Source organism: Natronobacterium gregoryi SP2 (assembly GCF_000230715.2).
Classification (GTDB): Archaea; Halobacteriota; Halobacteria; order Halobacteriales; family Natrialbaceae; genus Natronobacterium; species Natronobacterium gregoryi.
In genome coordinates this window covers 748,288-764,235 of the sequence record NC_019792.1, presented here as the reverse complement: position 1 = coordinate 764,235, position 15,948 = coordinate 748,288, and the positions used below count along the sequence as shown (strand labels likewise).

The 15,948-nt window shown below is 64.2% G+C and carries 16 protein-coding genes; 14 read left to right on the top strand and 2 right to left on the bottom strand.

Features of this window, described 5'->3' with window-relative positions:
• Window positions 1-2: 2 nt before the first annotated feature.
• On the top strand, window positions 3-953 hold the full coding sequence (locus NATGR_RS03680) for a CPBP family intramembrane glutamic endopeptidase (protein WP_005581404.1): 951 nt from the start codon (window positions 3-5) through the stop codon (window positions 951-953).
• A 25-nt stretch (window positions 954-978) separates the two neighbouring features.
• Complete coding sequence (locus NATGR_RS03675) at window positions 979-1,332, top strand: hypothetical protein (protein WP_005581405.1); 354 nt, start codon at window positions 979-981, stop codon at window positions 1,330-1,332.
• Between the two features lie 107 nt (window positions 1,333-1,439).
• Here NATGR_RS03675 and NATGR_RS03670 read toward each other — a convergent pair whose 3' ends face one another.
• Window positions 1,440-1,928: a methylated-DNA--[protein]-cysteine S-methyltransferase gene (locus tag NATGR_RS03670; protein WP_005581406.1), complete on the bottom strand. Its 489-nt coding sequence runs from the start codon at window positions 1,926-1,928 to the stop codon at window positions 1,440-1,442.
• A gap of 99 nt (window positions 1,929-2,027) precedes the next feature.
• Between NATGR_RS03670 and trpC the strand changes: the two genes are divergently transcribed.
• The 12 genes from trpC to NATGR_RS03615 all read left to right on the top strand — a co-directional run bounded on the left by trpC (window position 2,028) and on the right by NATGR_RS03615 (window position 14,034).
• Window positions 2,028-2,813, top strand: coding sequence for an indole-3-glycerol phosphate synthase (gene trpC, locus NATGR_RS03665; RefSeq protein ID WP_005581407.1), 786 nt, complete (start codon window positions 2,028-2,030; stop codon window positions 2,811-2,813).
• A complete protein-coding gene (trpB, locus tag NATGR_RS03660) occupies window positions 2,810-4,078 on the top strand; it encodes a tryptophan synthase subunit beta (protein WP_005581409.1) in 1,269 nt (422 codons plus the stop codon). The genes trpC and trpB overlap by 4 nt, the downstream gene beginning before the upstream one ends.
• Window positions 4,075-4,986 (top strand): tryptophan synthase subunit alpha, encoded by a 912-nt coding sequence (gene trpA, locus NATGR_RS03655; protein WP_005581410.1) that lies wholly within the window; start codon window positions 4,075-4,077, stop codon window positions 4,984-4,986. The genes trpB and trpA overlap by 4 nt, the downstream gene beginning before the upstream one ends.
• A gap of 24 nt (window positions 4,987-5,010) precedes the next feature.
• On the top strand, window positions 5,011-5,808 hold the full coding sequence (locus NATGR_RS03650; RefSeq protein WP_005581412.1) for a 2-amino-3,7-dideoxy-D-threo-hept-6-ulosonate synthase: 798 nt from the start codon (window positions 5,011-5,013) through the stop codon (window positions 5,806-5,808).
• A gap of 257 nt (window positions 5,809-6,065) precedes the next feature.
• On the top strand, window positions 6,066-6,794 hold the full coding sequence (locus NATGR_RS03645; RefSeq protein WP_005581413.1) for a hypothetical protein: 729 nt from the start codon (window positions 6,066-6,068) through the stop codon (window positions 6,792-6,794).
• A gap of 261 nt (window positions 6,795-7,055) precedes the next feature.
• A complete protein-coding gene (locus NATGR_RS03640) occupies window positions 7,056-8,741 on the top strand; it encodes an NADH-quinone oxidoreductase subunit D (RefSeq protein WP_015233298.1) in 1,686 nt (561 codons plus the stop codon).
• A gap of 186 nt (window positions 8,742-8,927) precedes the next feature.
• Entirely contained in the window at window positions 8,928-9,068 is a 141-nt protein-coding gene (locus NATGR_RS19840) for a hypothetical protein (RefSeq protein ID WP_015233297.1), read from the top strand.
• A 4-nt stretch (window positions 9,069-9,072) separates the two neighbouring features.
• Window positions 9,073-10,056, top strand: coding sequence for a YeiH family protein (locus NATGR_RS03635; RefSeq protein WP_005581416.1), 984 nt, complete (start codon window positions 9,073-9,075; stop codon window positions 10,054-10,056).
• Between the two features lie 366 nt (window positions 10,057-10,422).
• On the top strand, window positions 10,423-11,400 hold the full coding sequence (locus NATGR_RS03630; RefSeq protein ID WP_015233296.1) for a PstS family phosphate ABC transporter substrate-binding protein: 978 nt from the start codon (window positions 10,423-10,425) through the stop codon (window positions 11,398-11,400).
• 5 nt (window positions 11,401-11,405) lie between these two features.
• Window positions 11,406-12,350 (top strand): phosphate ABC transporter permease subunit PstC, encoded by a 945-nt coding sequence (gene pstC, locus NATGR_RS03625; protein WP_005581418.1) that lies wholly within the window; start codon window positions 11,406-11,408, stop codon window positions 12,348-12,350.
• Window positions 12,350-13,210 carry a PstA family ABC transporter permease gene (locus tag NATGR_RS03620; protein ID WP_005581420.1) on the top strand — a complete coding sequence of 287 codons (861 nt, stop codon included), beginning with the start codon at window positions 12,350-12,352 and terminating at the stop codon, window positions 13,208-13,210. The genes pstC and NATGR_RS03620 overlap by 1 nt, the downstream gene beginning before the upstream one ends.
• The gene (locus NATGR_RS03615; protein WP_005581422.1) at window positions 13,207-14,034 is read left to right on the top strand and encodes a phosphate ABC transporter ATP-binding protein; all 828 of its coding nucleotides are present in this window, start codon (window positions 13,207-13,209) and stop codon (window positions 14,032-14,034) included. Before NATGR_RS03620 ends, NATGR_RS03615 begins: the two co-directional genes overlap by 4 nt.
• A gap of 529 nt (window positions 14,035-14,563) precedes the next feature.
• Here NATGR_RS03615 and NATGR_RS03610 read toward each other — a convergent pair.
• Window positions 14,564-15,613, bottom strand: coding sequence for an enolase-like domain-containing protein (locus NATGR_RS03610; protein WP_005581424.1), 1,050 nt, complete (start codon window positions 15,611-15,613; stop codon window positions 14,564-14,566).
• Window positions 15,614-15,948 lie beyond the last annotated feature (335 nt).

Below are 15,948 nucleotides of genomic sequence, written 5' to 3'. Positions count from 1 at the left end.
CGATGGAAAACTGGACGGCGTTCGCTGGTATAACGGGCGTCGTCCTCGTCTTTCTGCTGGTTCTCTCGCATCTAACGCAGACATCGTTTTCCGACGGTTCTGACACTGCACAGTCGACGCCTCGGCGGAACGGTAAAGCGGCACTCGAACAGTCGAGTGGCGGTCGCGAGTCGGGGCTGTTCGGCGAGCCTGGTGATTCTGGGCAAAACGCCGACGGAGACGCAGTCGACGTCGCCGCGGTGCTGGAAGAGGGCGACGAGAGTGACCGTCGCGACGCCGATCCGGTCGACCGGCCGGTTCGTGGACGGTCGAAGCGGTCAACGCAGGGAGAACTCGATCCGGAATCGCTGTCGACGGGGGTGATCCTCGCGAACGTCGCGCTCTCGCAGGGTGTGTTCGCGCTCGTTTTAGTCGGCGCAGCGATCTATACGGGGATTCCTGCCGAAGCCCTGGGGATCGAGTTCTCGGTTGGCTACCTCGAGACCGGCGTTGTGGTCGGCGTCGCCGCTGGCCTCGGTCTCTACGTCGTAAACGAGGTCGGTGCGGCGACGGCGACCTGGCTCGGTTTCGACCACGACGAACAGTTACGAGAACTGCTGGCTCCGGAGACGACTCGTGGCTGGGTCGTGCTGCTAGTCGGCGTGTTGCCGATCATCGCCGTCTTCGAGGAGCTGCTCTTCCGTGCGGCCCTGATCGGTGCGTTCTCGATGGGGTTTGGCATCGATCCGTGGCTGCTCGCGGTCCTCTCTTCGGTTGCTTTCGGTATCGGCCACGGGATGCAGGGATCGGTCGGCATCGTCGTCACGGGCCTGCTCGGGTTCGTCCTCGCGGCGGTGTTCATCCTCACTGGGAGTCTGCTCGTGGTCGTCGTCGCGCACTATCTCATCAACGCTCTCGAGTTCCTCGTCCACGAGGGGCTGGGGCTCGAGTGGGCCGAAACCATTGAGAGCTAAGGGGGAGTTGCTTGACGGTACGGGTATGAGTACGACCGACGATATCGGCGTTCCCGAGCGTGCGTATCGATGGATCTTCTTTGGAGTCGTTCTCTACTTCGTCTTGGTCGGGTACAGCGCGTTTACTGGTAATCCGCTCGCGATGGACGCGGCGACGGTCGTCTTCGGCGTGATCGCGCTTGGGCTGGGTGTGGTACTCTACCGGCAGAGCGGTGGTGAGCCGTCGGCGGCGCTCGCTGCAGCGGTCTTTCTCGTCGCTGGGGGCCTCTTGCAGTTCGCCTTCCTCGCGACCGACCAGTCCGTGATCGACGACCTCTCTTCGCTGACGGTGTTTGCTGGCGTTGGCCTGTACCTGTACACAGTGTGGGTCGACAACTGATACGGTTTGCTGTCGGTCAGTTCCGACACGACCGCAAGAGCGCGCGGTCGCGCCGGGACATCGGTACAGCATTCCAGAAGAGTGAACACGCCCGTGCGAGCTGACAGTTACAGCCCCTCGAGTGAGCGTAGTTTCTGTTCGACGGCAGGCGGTGCGGCACTCGGGCCGTCCCGAACGCGGTGATCGGGGATCAAGATGGGTGCTGGGTTGGCGTCCAATGCCGTCCGGACGAGGATGCGATCGTCATCGTCGTCGGCATCGAGCCCCGGCGTCATCCGAGTGAGCGCTTCGACGCCGACCTGGTCGCCGTAGGGGAGCGTCTGGACCTGCTCGAGGACCGACCGCTGGTCGGTCGGGACCGTCAACGCGACCTGGACGTCGTCGAAGGGGACTTCCTCGAGTCCGTCGAGGTACTCGAAGATCCGATCGAGAGTCGGCGTTTCTTCGCTGTCGTCGGTGACGACGGTCGCCTCGTCGTCGGGATGGTCGGGAAACGAAACGTCCAGGACCCGTCCGCTGGCGACGCCGAGTTGCACGTACCGGTCGAGGTACGACGACTCTCGCGCGTAGAGTCCAGCGTCGGTAACGTCCTCCATGGTGCTGGATAGGTGGGTTGGACTTGAATAACCGCCGGTCCTGTCTCCCGTCTCGATGGCACAAGTCTTATGTACATATGAGTACGTCGATGTACAATAATGAACTCACGTGCAGCGCTCGCCCCCGAGGTGGCGTCGATACTTGCTGCCGCCCGGGAGCGACCGGGTGGCGACGCTCCCCTCGAGGTCGAGCCACGATCCTTGCCGGACGCACTCGAGCGCGCGGAAGCCGATGGCCGCGTCCCCGTGATCGCGGAAGTGAAGCCGACGAGTCCGACCGCGGACAGTACCCGCGAGGACGACCCCGTCGAACTGGCCGAGTCGATGGTCGCGGGCGGCGCGGCCGCCATCTCGGTGCTCACCGAGCCGAGCCACTTCGGCGGCTCGCCTGAGACGCTGACGCGAGTGCGCGAGGCCGTCGACGTCCCCGTCCTCCGGAAGGACTTCGTCCTGCGCGAGGATCAGCTCGACGTCGTCAAGGCCGACCTGATGCTTGTGATCGCACGGTTCGTCGAGAACCTCGAGGAACTCGTCGCGGCTGCTCGCGACCGCGGCTTCCAGCCGCTCGTCGAGGTTCACGACGAGACCGAACTCGAGACCGCCCTCGAGTCGGGTGCCGAGATCATCGGGGTGAACAACCGGGATCTGGCGCGACTCGAGGTTGATCTCGAGACGTTCGAATCCGTCTCGCGGGCGGTGCCCGACGATATCACCCTGGTCGCCGAAAGCGGCATCTCGACGCCGGCGAACGTCCGTCGAATGCGCGAGGCGGGGGCCGATGCCTTGCTCGTCGGGAACGCAATCATGGACCACGGCGCGACAGAGACTGCCGTCGAGGCAAACACGAGACGACTGACGCGAGCGACCCCGGAGGAAGAGACATGAGCACGATCGAGTACGACGAAGAGAACCGAGAACGGACCAGCGACGCCACCTTCGGCGACGACTACGGCGGCCAGTACGTCCCCGAGGCGTTGATGCCAGCCTTGCAGGAACTCGAGGACGCTTACGAGCGATACGTCCTCGAAAACGAGGACGGCTTCGTAGACGAGTTCCGCGAGCGACTGCGCGAGTTTGGTGGGCGGCCGACGCCGCTCCAGCGAGCGGACCGGTTGAGCGAGCGCTACGACCGGGAGATCTATCTCAAACGCGAGGACCTGCTCCACGGCGGCGCACACAAACTGAACAACGCGCTCGGTCAGGTCCTGCTGGCCAAGTACATGGGCAAAGAGCGGATCATCGCCGAAACCGGCGCGGGCCAGCACGGCACGGCGACGGCGATGGCGGCGGCCCACCTCGATATGCCCTGCGAGATTTACATGGGCCGGACGGACATCAACCGCCAGCGGCCGAACGTCTACCGGATGCGAATGAACGGTGCGGAGGTAACACCCGTGACGGCGGGGTCGGGGACGCTGAAGGAGGCGATCAACGAGACGATGCGCGACTGGGCGGCGACCGTCGAGCGAACCCACTACGTCATCGGCTCGATCGTCGGCCCCCACCCGTTCCCGAAACTGGTCCGGGACTTCCAGTCGGTCATCAGCGAAGAGGCCCGCGAACAGGTCCGAGAACAGGCGGGACGACTCCCCGACAGCGTCGTCGCCTGCGCGGGCGGCGGCTCGAACACGATGGGGTCGTTCCACGCGTTCGTTCCCGACGAAGACGTGGAGTTGTACGCCGTCGAAGCCGGCGGCTCGAGCCTCGAGATCGACGCCGAGGACGGCCTCGCGCCTAACTCCGCGACGCTGTCGACGGGCAGCGACGGCGTGCTCCACGGCGCAATGACGAAACTCCTCCAGAGCGAGGAAGGCCAGATCGTCGAGTCCCACAGCGTCAGCGCGGGACTCGATTATGCTGGTGTCGGCCCCGAACTCGCCCACCTGGTCGAGTCGGGACGGGTGACGCCGACGAACGTCGACGACGAGGCCGCGCTCAACGGCTTCCACCGCCTGTCGAACTTAGAGGGGATCATTCCGGCACTCGAGTCGAGTCACGCGCTGGGATTCTTGGAAGAATCGCACGACGAACTCGGCGACCTCGTCGTCGTCACCGTCTCCGGTCGCGGCGACAAGGACTTAGAGACCGTGCTGGAGGAGACAGAGAAACGCGATCTCGAGGCCGCACCGGACGTGGAGGTGCTCGAATGACGTCCGACAGCGACGTCGAGGCCGCCATCCGCGAGAACCACCCCGCGCTGATCACCTACATCACGGCGGGCGATCCCTCCCTCGAGGACACGAAAGCGTACGTCGAGGCCCTCGACCGCGGCGGCTCGGACCTGATCGAACTTGGCCTGCCGTTCTCGGAGCCGATCGCCGAGGGGCCGACGATCCAGGCGGCGATCAACCGCGCGCTCGAGGCCGGCACGACGCCAGCGGGCTTTTTCGAACTGGTCGACGACCTCGAGACGGAGGCGCCGTTGTTGGTGATGACGTACTACAATATGATCCTGCAGTATGGGGGGAGCGAGGCGCCACGCGCCTCGGACGGTCGAGCGGCGAAGCCGCGAGACGAGCCAGACGTTCGTCCCTTCGTCGAGCGCGCCGCAGCCGCCGGCCTCTCGGGGATCATCGTCCCCGACCTCCCCGCGGAGGAGGCCGACCCCCTCCGCGAGGCCTGCGACGACCACGGACTGGACCTCGTCTTCATCGTCGCACCGACGACCGAAGGCGAGCGCCTCGAGCGCATCATGTCTCAGGTGTCGGGCTTCGCGTACGTCCAGGCCCGACTCGGGACCACGGGTGCGCGGGCGAACGTCTCGTCGGCGACCCACGACAGTCTCGCCCGACTCTCGGAGTACGACGTGCCCAAAGCGGTCGGCTTCGGCGTCAGCGAGGGCGACCACGCGGCCGAGATAATCGAGGCCGGCGCCGACGGCGTCATCGTCGGCAGTGCACTCGTCGAGTTGATCGGCGAGCACGGAGAGGGCGACGCCCCCGCGGCCACCGCACTCGAGGCCACGGCAGCCGAACTCAAGCGGGGTGTACTCCGCGGTGGAGGGTTCGACCCGGACGCCGCCCGCGACGGAAACGTACCGGAACCAGAACAGCCATAACGACGAGTTTGCTAGAAACCCGCAATGACTACCACTGGCATCGACGCACGACTCGAGCGGATCGGCACAGACGGATCGTACGTAATCGTTCCGATGGACCACGGCATCACGCTGGGTGCTGTTCAGGGGCTGAAAGAGATCGAATCGACCATCGACGGCGTTACTCGCGGCGGCGCAGACGCCGTCCTCACGCAGAAAGGGATCGCGCCCCGGGTCCACGAGAACAAGAACGGGAAGGGATACATCGCCCACCTCAACGGCTCGACGACGATCGGTCCCGACGAACAGGACAAACGGCTTACCGGGACCGTCGAGGAAGCGATCCGCGCCGGTGCCGACGCCGTCTCGTTTCACATCAACGTCGGCTCGGACCACGAACCCGATCAGATCGGCCAGCTCGCAGGGGTAACCGAAACCGCGGAACGGTTCGGCATTCCCGTCCTCGCAATGGCCTACGCACGCGGCCCCGGCGTCGACTCCACGGACCCCGAGGCGCTGGGCCACGCGGTTCGACTCGCGGAGGAACTCGGCGCGGATCTCGTCAAAACCGGTTACAGTGGCGATGCCGAGACCTTTCAGCACGTCGTCGCGTCGACCCGCCTGCCGGTCGTCATCGCCGGTGGGTCGAAAGGAACTGACCGCGAGACGATCGAGATGGTACGGGGCGCGATGGACGCCGGCGGTGCGGGCGTCTCGATGGGGCGGTCGATCTTCCAGCACGACGATCCCGAAGCGATCGCGACGGCGGTTTCCAACGTCGTCCACGACGACCGCTCGGTCGACGAGGCATTGACGGAAGCCGGACTCGCAATCGAGGCCTGACGCGAGAACTGTCAGTATTACTTTCCTGTCCTGATACGAATTGCTGTAACTACCGCCGATCGCCGACCCCGTTCTGGTGATCGGCGGTAAGTGACTACAGTAAACCGTACGAGTCGACCCAGCCACGCGGCCAGCTTCGACCCAGCAGTGCAGGGCTGGGCCGCCACCGGCAGTCTTGTTTCTTTCACCTGCCGGTCGAAGATTCAACCGTCCGGCTCCTGTAGAGCCGGGAAGCGCATCGTGCGTGGAGAGTTCCAATGATGGACGATCACGACCACGATCACGATCCGTCGACGGACGACTCGTTCGATCGACTGCCACCGAACGACGCCCTCGAGTCCCAGGACCCGATCTTGGCTGCCTCTACGGTGACCGATAGCGTCTCGCGGGGGACAGTCGCCATCGTCGGTGGCGTCTTCCTGCTTGTCTCCGCGGTCCAATCGCTTCTAGACCGCCAGCTTCGAGCGATACCGAAAGCCGTCGCCGGCGGAGGATTGCTGGCCTACGGCCTCGAGCGGCGAACCAGGGAGCGAGAGTCGATCGAGCGGCCGGCCACGTTCGAACCCAACACCGAAGACGTAGAGGGTAGTGCCGACGGTAGAGCGATCTCCGATCGAGCACACGCTGTTCGAGGGCGCGAGGAGCATGGGGACACGGCCGGGACGGGAACCGACGTCTCGAGCGGGGAGGCTGCCGACACCGGGACCGAGTTCGGCGATGAGGAAGACGTCGGGGACCACCGGTCGAAACCCGACACCACCGAGACGGACGATCCGCGACAGGGGACCAACGAAGGCACGGATATCGATCTCTCGGACGCAGCGATGGCCGACGAAGCTTCCGAAGCGGTTGGCCCTGATCCGGAACAGGCACAGCCGTCACAGACAGACTCGATCGAGCCGGACGAGACGCCGGCGGAAGACGCCGCGCACATGAAAGTCGAACCCGGCGAGGACGACGAAGACGACGCCGAAACCGACGAGTAGTACGGAGGCGGGCGATATCGCGCCCCGAGTCGACCCGACCTCGACTGACTCGAACTACCCACCGCTCCGGTGGGCTCACGGTCGTGAGCCCGGCCGACTCGAGTGCGATCCAACCGCTGAGCGTGGCCGCCATCGTAACACTGTGGGCGGTGGCTGGGCGTCGCTTTCGGTGACAGTCTCCTCGTGCGTGGAAAACCCTCATTTCCGCGTCAGTTGTAGGTGAGACGACCCGCGTCGGCCACCGGCGCGGCGGGGATCGGCATGAGCGAGACACCACAGCGCGAGCGACCGAGTATCGATCCCGAGTACGATCACCTCCGGAAAGAGAGCGTAGACGAGGCCACACTCGAGGAGTTGTTGTCGGAGTACGTTCTCGGACGGGACGACCACGAGAACGCACCCGCGTTCGTTATCCGGCCGACCGACGTTCAGGAGGTCCTGCGGGTGCTGCGCGAGGAGGCAGGGTTCGATCATCTCTCGTGTATCACGTCCCAGGAGTACGAGGATCGTTTCGAGTCGATCCTCCACCTGACGAAGTACGACCGGCGCACCCACGAGGTGTCGCTGGTCGTCCAACTGCCACGGGACGACCCGGTCTGCCAGAGCGCCGAACCCGTCTTCCGGACCGCAGACTGGCACGAACGGGAAGCCTACGATCTCGTCGGCATCGAGTACGAGGGACATCCTGACCTGCGGCGGATTCTGTTGCCAGAGTCGTGGCAGGGCCACCCGCTCTCGCTGGACTACGATCAGAACAAGCCACAGGTAATCCGGTATGCCGAACACGCGAATCCGCTCGCGGAGAGTCGGAGAGTCGGGGAGTCGGAGACGATGTTGCTCAACATCGGCCCTCACCACCCAGCGACTCACGGTGTACTCCACCTCAGGACGATCCTCGACGGCGAGACCGTCGCCGACGTCGATCCTGACGTCGGTTACCTCCATCGCTGCGAGGAACAGATGTGCCAGCAGGGGACCTACCGCCACCAGATCATTCCCTACTCGAACCGGTGGGACTACACGGCGAACCTGCCCAACGAGTGGGCGGTCGCCCGCGTGATCGAGGACGTCGCCGACATCGAAGTCCCCGAGTACGCCCAGGTCCTGCGGACGATGGCGACGGAACTGGGTCGCATGCTCGGCCACTTCCTCGCGCTCGGTACCTTCGCGCTCGACGTCTACGGCGAGTTCACCGCCATCTTCCAGTACGCCTTCAGGGATCGAGAGGTCGTCCAGGACATCTTAGAGGACCTGACAGGGCAGCGGATGATGTTCTACTACTTTCGGCTCGGCGGCGTCTGCTGGGACCTGCCCGAACCCCGCGAGGAGTTTCTCGAGAAGACCCGAGACTTCCTCGACGAACTGCCGGCGAAACTCGACGAGTACCACGACCTCATCGTCACCAACGAAATCTTCCAGCTTCGAACCGTCAACACGGGCGTCCTCGAGCCGGAAGTGGCCAAAGACTACGGCGTTACGGGACCAGTCGCCCGTGGATCGGGGATCGACTACGACGTCCGGCGGGACGATCCGTACGGCTACTACGAGAACGTAGAGTGGGACGTCGTCACCCGTAACGGCTGTGACAACCACGCTCGCGTCCTCTGTCGCATGCAGGAGGTCGAGGAGTCGGCCAAAATCGTCCAACAGTGTCTCGACTTGCTCGAGGACTGGCCGGAAGACGAACGCACGGTCCAGAGCAACGTCCCGCGGACGCTGAAGCCGGACGCCGACACGGAGACGTATCGCGCAGTCGAGTCCGCGAAGGGCGAACTCGGGATCTACCTTCGCTCGGACGGCACTAACTCGCCGGCCCGGTTCAAGATCCGTAGCCCGTGTTTCCACAACCTCTCGGCGCTGCCCGAGATGGCCGAAGGCGAGTACGTCCCCGACCTGATCGCATCGCTGGGGAGCCTCGATATCGTCCTGGGGAGCGTCGACCGCTGACTGTAGGCGCTACCGACAGTCGCTGCACACCCGATCGAGCGAGGGTCGCGCACTCACTCGAGGTGTATGGCTGGCCTTGGAGACCGCCCGGCGCTCGTCACGGACAGTGACAATACTGTCCGGCACTCCCGACGCACTGGCGGACATCGACAGCCGTAAGTGCGCCACACCGAACGCTCCGAACGAATGGCGACCGAACGATTACGGGCAGGCGTCGCAACACTCTATTCCCGCTGGCAGGCTCTCGAGCGCGACTGGCAAAGCGTCGCCGTCGCGGTGATCGTCGTCGGAACGACCGTCGCACTCGAGATCCAGATCCCCTGGTGACGAGATGTCGGTACGTCGGCTTCTTCCGGGCGTCTTCGCCCTCTGTCTCGGCGCTCTCCTCGCTCGAGCCGTCGGCCTCGCTGTGGGTGTCAACCACCTGCTGGCCGCTATCGCACTCGGAGTCGTGTTGGCAAACGCCGTCGGCGTTCCAGAACGCCTCGCGCCCGGTATCGCCACTCACAAGCTCTGGTTGGGTGCTGGTATCGTTCTTATGGGGGCATCGCTGACGCTCGATGCGGTCCTCGAGGTCGGTGGTATCGTCCTCCTGCTGGTCCTCGGCGTCACCGCGAGTACGCTCTTGTTCGTCGAGGTGCTTTCCCGGAACGTCGCCGGACTCGGGGACCAGCTCGGATCGCTGCTCGCAGCAGGTGCCAGCATCTGTGGTGTCTCGGCCGTCGTCGCCGTTGCCGGCGCGATCCGGGCCCGAGAGGACCAGATCGCCTACGCTGCTGCGACCGTCCTGTTGTTCGACGCCGTCACCCTCGTCGTCTATCCGATCGTCGGCGACTTGCTCGCGCTCTCGAGTACCGTCTTTGGCGTCTGGGCGGGCGTCAGCATGTTCTCGACTGGCCCCGTCGTCGCGGTCGGCTTCGCCCACTCGGAGGCGGCCGGCCAGTGGGCGACGATGACGAAACTCGCTCGGAACGCCCTGATCGGGGTCGTCGTCCTCGCCTACGCGAGTTATTACGCCCGCGGATCGAGTGGTGGCCGTCCCTCCGTCCGAACCCTCTGGGACGAGTTTCCGAAGTTCGTCCTCGGCTTTCTCGCGCTAGTCTTTCTCTCGAGTCTCGGCATCTTCTCGGCAGGCCAGCAGGCGTCGCTCGAGAACGCTTACAGGTGGCTGTTCTTGCTCGCGTTCGTCGGGCTCGGTACGGAGATCCGGATCGGACAGCTTCGAAGTACTGGTCTCACGCCCGCAGTCGTCGTGTTGGCGGCGCTGATCGTCGCCAGCACGCTGTCGCTCGCGGTGCTTACCGTGTTGTTCTGACCGCGCGTCGACGAGTGCGGAACAGAGACGACTACTGGACAACAGTCAGCACACACCTGATCGCGTCTCGAGTGCGATCGGTGTGTGTATCGGTTTGTCCGGAAGATACCTCCCGTACCAGTAGTCGGTTTTGTCTCTGCTAGCCCGCTGGCCGTCGCAGCGGCCGGTATTCGCTGTCTGTCGCCAGGACGCTCTGTCGATCGGTTCTCTGTGGCACGGACACGGAGTTCTCAAGCGCCCGTTCGCTTTCGTCGCTCGTCGCTCTCGCGCTTCTTGCGGCAACGATTGCCCACATCTGGGTGAAAGCCAAAGGATTGCAGGCTAACGAGGGGATACAAGGCCGGGTCTACTACGGAGGAGTAGTTCATGACACGGAACTACTCGCGCCGATCTGTACTGGAGCTTGCAGGTGTTGGATCTGCTCTCTCTCTTGCGGGCTGTACCGGTGTCTTCGGTAGCGGCGACGCCGTTCGAATCTCTGGTGGCGTCGGGCCACGGCCGATGGTCGAGGTGTGGGAGGATATCTACGGGGAACACACCGACACCTCGTTCGACATCTCCGGTGGCGGCACCGGTGCCGGCGTCTCCGACCTGTTCAACGGCCAGGTCGACATCGCGATGATGGGCCGAGAACCCGAACCCGAAGAGATCGACCAAGGGCTGTTCGCCGTCCCGATGCTCGTCGACACCGTCGTCGGTACGGTCAGCGTCGACAACCCCGTCCTCGAGCAACTTCAGGAAGACGGCCTGACCCGTGAGGAACTCGAGGCCGTCTTCACTCGGGAGGTTACGAACTGGGGCGACCTCGTCGACGCCGACGTCGACGAAGAGATCACCGTCTATGGTCGCTCTGACACCTCAGCAGCCTACAAGCAGTGGGGTGACTTCCTCGCGGGCGAGGGCAGCGCCTACACCGAAAACGAACTCGAGGGGTTCTCCGATGCCAACCACAACGGCGACCAGCCGGTCGCCGAAGCCGTCGCGAGCAGCGAGAACGCCATCTCGCTGAACAACATCAACTACGTCTACGATCTCGAGAGCGGCGAACTCGAGGGCGACGTCCGTCCGGTGCCGCTGGATCGGGACGGCGAAGGGCTCTCCGAGGCGGAAGACTTCTACGAGACCCGCGACGAGTTCCTCGCGGCAGTCGAGGCTGGCAACTACCCGTTCCCGCCCGCACGCGAGATGTTCCTCGCGTCGAACGGCGGCTTCGAGGGCGAGGCCTACGATTTCGTCGAGTGGGTGCTCACGGAGGGCCAGCAGTACGTCAGGGAGTATGGCTACGTGCCGCTCGAGGAGGACCGTCTCGAAGAGGCACAGGAGAGGCTGGCCGAGGGGCCGTGACCTGAATGTCGGGTTCGACGGAATCGGCGGCTGACGATCAGGGATGGCGGAGCCGGCTCGGTCGCCGCCTGCTCGCCGAGCGCCTGAGCAGCTACTGGTTCGCGGGCGCAGGCTACTTCGCCATCGTGCTGTTCGCGTTGATCGTCCTGACGCTGCTGTACCAGTCGCTGCCGCTGCTCGAGCAGTACTCGGTCGTCCAGGTGTTGACCGCCTCGAACTGGGACCCCGCACAGAACGAGTTCGGGTTCCTGCCTGCGATCGTCGGGACGATCTACGTCACCGTCCTCTCGATGGCGATGGGAACGCCGATCGCACTTCTCGCGGCGATCTACGTCGCCGAGTACGCCGACGGCCGCGCGAAGACAGTCGTCTCGTCGTTCATCGACGTCCTCGCGGCGATCCCCAGCGTCATCTTCGGACTCGTCGCCCTGATCGTCGTCGTCCCGTTCGTCGGCGACTACCTCGCACCCGCCGTGGGCTCGAGCGCGACCGGCCTGGGAATCTTCACGGTCAGTCTGGTGATGGCGATCGTCGTCACTCCCTTCATGATCTCGCTGTCGGTCGAATCACTCGAGGCGCTGCCGGATGAACTCCGGGAGTCCTCGCTGGGCGTCGGCGCGACGAAGTGGGAGACGATCCGGTCGGTCCTGCTTCGTGCTGCGGGACCGGGTATTTTCTCGGCAATTTTGCTCGGCTTCGGGCGGGTCTTCGGCGCGACGATCGTTCCCGCAATGTTGATCGGCGGGCAAACCCAGATTCCCGACTCGCTCTTTGCGACAGGCCAGACGCTGCCGACGCTGATCGTCAACGACTTCGGCGAACTGATGAGCCTGCCACTGACTCAATCGGCACTGATCTTCGTCGGCCTGCTGCTGGTGATCGTCGTCTGGCTGTTCAACTTCACCGCGATGGTCGTCCGCCGCCACCTACAGCGGAGGTGGCAGTACTGATGAACCGCTATGCGAAACAGCGCCTGTTCGGCTGGCTCGCCCGCGGTGCCACCGCAATCGTCGTCGCCGTGATGATCACGGTCGTCGCCGTGACGCTCTACCGGGGTGGGCGCGTGTTCCTCACCGACCCCACCATCGTGATCACGCCGCCGGGATCGCGGTACATGCTCGAGGCCGAGGGCGGCTTCCTGCACGCCGTCGTCGGCAGCGTCTTTATCGTCGGCCCGGCGACGGTCGTCTCCGCGATCCTCGCCGTCTCGACGGCGATCTACCTCCAGAGTGACTACTCGAGCGAACGGTTCGCCGACGCGGTGAATATGTTCCTGAACGTGCTCTGGGGGACGCCGCCGATCGTCTACGGGGTATTCGTTCTAACGATCATCATCGCCGTTGGCGCGCGAACGAGCCTGTTCTTCGGGATCGTCGCCATCGCGATCTTCCAGTACCCGATCATGACCCGGTACACCGACGAGGCGCTTCGGTCGGCACCCGACACCGTGAAGGAAGCGACCTACGGACTCGGCGGCACCCGATTCGAGACCGCGACGATGACCGCTCGAGCAGCCATGCCGGGAGTCGTCGCCGGAATCGTCATGGGTTTCGCCCGGGGCATCGGCGACGCGGCGACCGTCCTTTTCACCGCGGGCCGGAGCACGACCATGCCCTCAGGCCCGTTCGACGGCGCGACGACGCTGCCCGTGATGATCTTCGATCAGGCGATGTCGTTCAACGCCGAGGTCCGGGCACACGCCTACGCGGCGGCGTTCGTCCTCATCGTCGTCGTGCTTGCACTGATCCTCGCCTCGAAACTGCTCGCCGGCCGCTACGCCCGCTTTGCACCAGGAGGGACCCACTCGTGACAGACGCAACACTCACCACCGAGACACTCGCCGTAACGTACACCGGCAACCGCGAGGTCGAGGCCGTCAAAGGCGTCGACCTCGAGTTCGCCGCGAACCAGTTGACTGCCATCGTCGGTCCCTCCGGCTGTGGCAAGTCGACGCTACTGAAGTCGCTCAATCGGCTCCACGAGATCCAGCCAAACGCCGAGATCACGGGTGACGTCTGCCTGAACGGCGAGTCGGTCTACGACACCGCCGAACCCGTCCCCGAGATCCGCAGGCGGATCGGCTACGTCCCACAGAAGCCGACGCCGCTGCCGCTGTCGATTTACGAGAACGTCGCCTACGGGCTCCGAATCCACGGCGACTACGACTCGAAAACGGAACTCGACGCCCACGTCGAGGAGTACCTGCGAAAGGTCAATCTCTGGGCAGAGGTCGAGGACCGACTGGACGCACCCGGCGCGGAACTCTCGACGGGACAGATCCAGCGGCTCTGTCTCGCCCGCTCGCTGGCAGTCGAGCCCGAGGTTCTGCTGTGTGACGAGGTGACCTCCGCGCTCGACCCAATCTCGGCCGAAACCGTCGAGGAGACACTAGCAGCACTCAAAGAGGAGTACACGATCATCATGGTGACTCATAGCATGGACCAGGCACGACGGCTCGCCGACGAGGTCGTCTTCCTCTATCTCGGCGAAGTCGTCGAACAGAACGACACCCGGTCGTTCTTCGAGAACCCACAAGACGACCGGACGAAGCGGTTCGTCGACGGCTACGGCGTCACCGACAGCGACGAAAGCGAGCCGTCGACTCTCGAAGACCCCGTCAGTTCCGATCAGTAACCGATCCGAACACACTCGTTCCCACCACTCGAGTCACTCGCAGACATCGGCCGACCGCAGCGAGAACTGTCAGAGAGGCATCGACTGTCTACAGGCGGAGCAAGCCGAGTGCCCCGGGGTCGTTCGGAAGATCTCTGCGCTTCCGTGATGACGAGAGACGAAGTCTCTCGAACCACTTGACCCCGAGGCAGTTCACCGAGAGAGTGAACACAGTCGTTCGTCAGTCGGGGCGTCCCCACCCACTCGAGCCAGCCCCCTTCCTCGACCACCCAATACCCTGAAACTGCCGCCGAAACACGCCAGGGAGGCCACCCCTCCTCGAGAGCCAGCGGGACACACAGCAGAGCCGTAGCTTCGACACCTAGTGGCGGGCCACGCCTGCACTGATGGGTCGAATCTGGCGGTGTGGCTCGATTCGACCCGTCAGTCGACGGTTGGGACGGTACTAGTACTCCGCCAACCGTCGACTAATGAGTGAAACCAGACGACCGCATTCGGTTTCACTCATCCGTTCAGGCTTGTCAAAGCACTAGCCCCAGGCGAATCCACGAGGTTCGGCAGGCGGCGAGAGCGGACTCGAGGGGAGCTCGCCGCTGGGATCGGGATCGTTGTACGCCTTCGGGGCAATGTCGTTGGGAGCGTCCGGGTAAAACAGCGACGCGATCACGTGGAGATGCTCACGACCGACGTCGAGTTCGAACTGGCCGCCACCGAACAGCTGTATCTCCCGTTCGAGACAGTACTCGATCGTCTCGAGGAGCGACCGCACCGAGCCGAATCGGGACGGCTTGACGTTGAGCCACTCGGGTTCCCAGGGGAGGTCTTCGACCGTCTCGACGCTACGGATCGGATAATCCCAGGTCACGCGTGGTTCGTGGCCCTCGAACAACGGTCGCGTCTCGTCGTCCAGTGCCGGATCTTCGATCAGTGCCTCGGGAAAGCCCTCGAGAACCCGCTCGTACAGCGCCGGGTCGGCTGGTTGGTCGACCGTCGTGCCGTGATACTGGCCCTTGAGATCGAGGATCTGCACCGCGTCGGTCGCCGCCAGCCGCTGGACGACGTCGTCGGTCCACGTGGAAGTCGGGTCGAGTTTGAACTCGAGTTCGGGGTCGCGGTCGAGCCACTCGAGCACGCGGTCGCCGGTCGGTGGCTCTTCCAGGCGCGTACTCACGACGAACCGCACTGGCTCGTAGGGACGACCGAGGCGCTCGGCCAGATTCGTGTCGGCCTGTTTCAGCGCGAGGTCAAGCGCGGCGCTCTCGAAGGCCCACTGCCGATAGTGACGAAAAATCGACTGATTCGGTTCGTTGCCGAGGAAGAAGTCGATCTCGGATAGCTGGTCTGAAAACGAATCGAGCGTGTACTCGCCCGTGACGGGAACGTCCGCTGCAGTATCCTGAAAGGTGTCGTGTGCCTCATTGTCGTATGTCACGTCCTCGCCGCGGCCAGTTTCGCCGTTGCCGTGTAACGAGACGACGGTTGTCGCTCGAGTGAAACCACTCGACGTCTCACGCTCGCGCTGCTCGAGTTCGTAGTCGTCTATCTCGAGTTCGAGATTGGCGACCTGCTCGTACAACATTGGACTCCCTTTCGGTCCGACTCCATTAGTAAGTGAGTGTGGACCGTATCGAATCAGACGACGGTCGCCTCGTTCGCCCGAGCGGTCGCGCTCGAGATCACCCGCAGAAGTCATACTGTTGGAGTCAACTGCCTCGGGGTCAAGTGGTTCGGGGGAGCGAACTCTCTTGTCAGCACGAGACGTCGAGCTGTCTCTGACGACCCCGAGGCTCGTCAGCACACTCCCGCTCTAACCGAGTAACTCGGGAGTCTGATACGGTTTACTGTAAGTCATTTCCGGCACAACCGCGACCCGGGCGGCGGTTGCGCCGGTAAATCGTTACAGTAATCCGTATG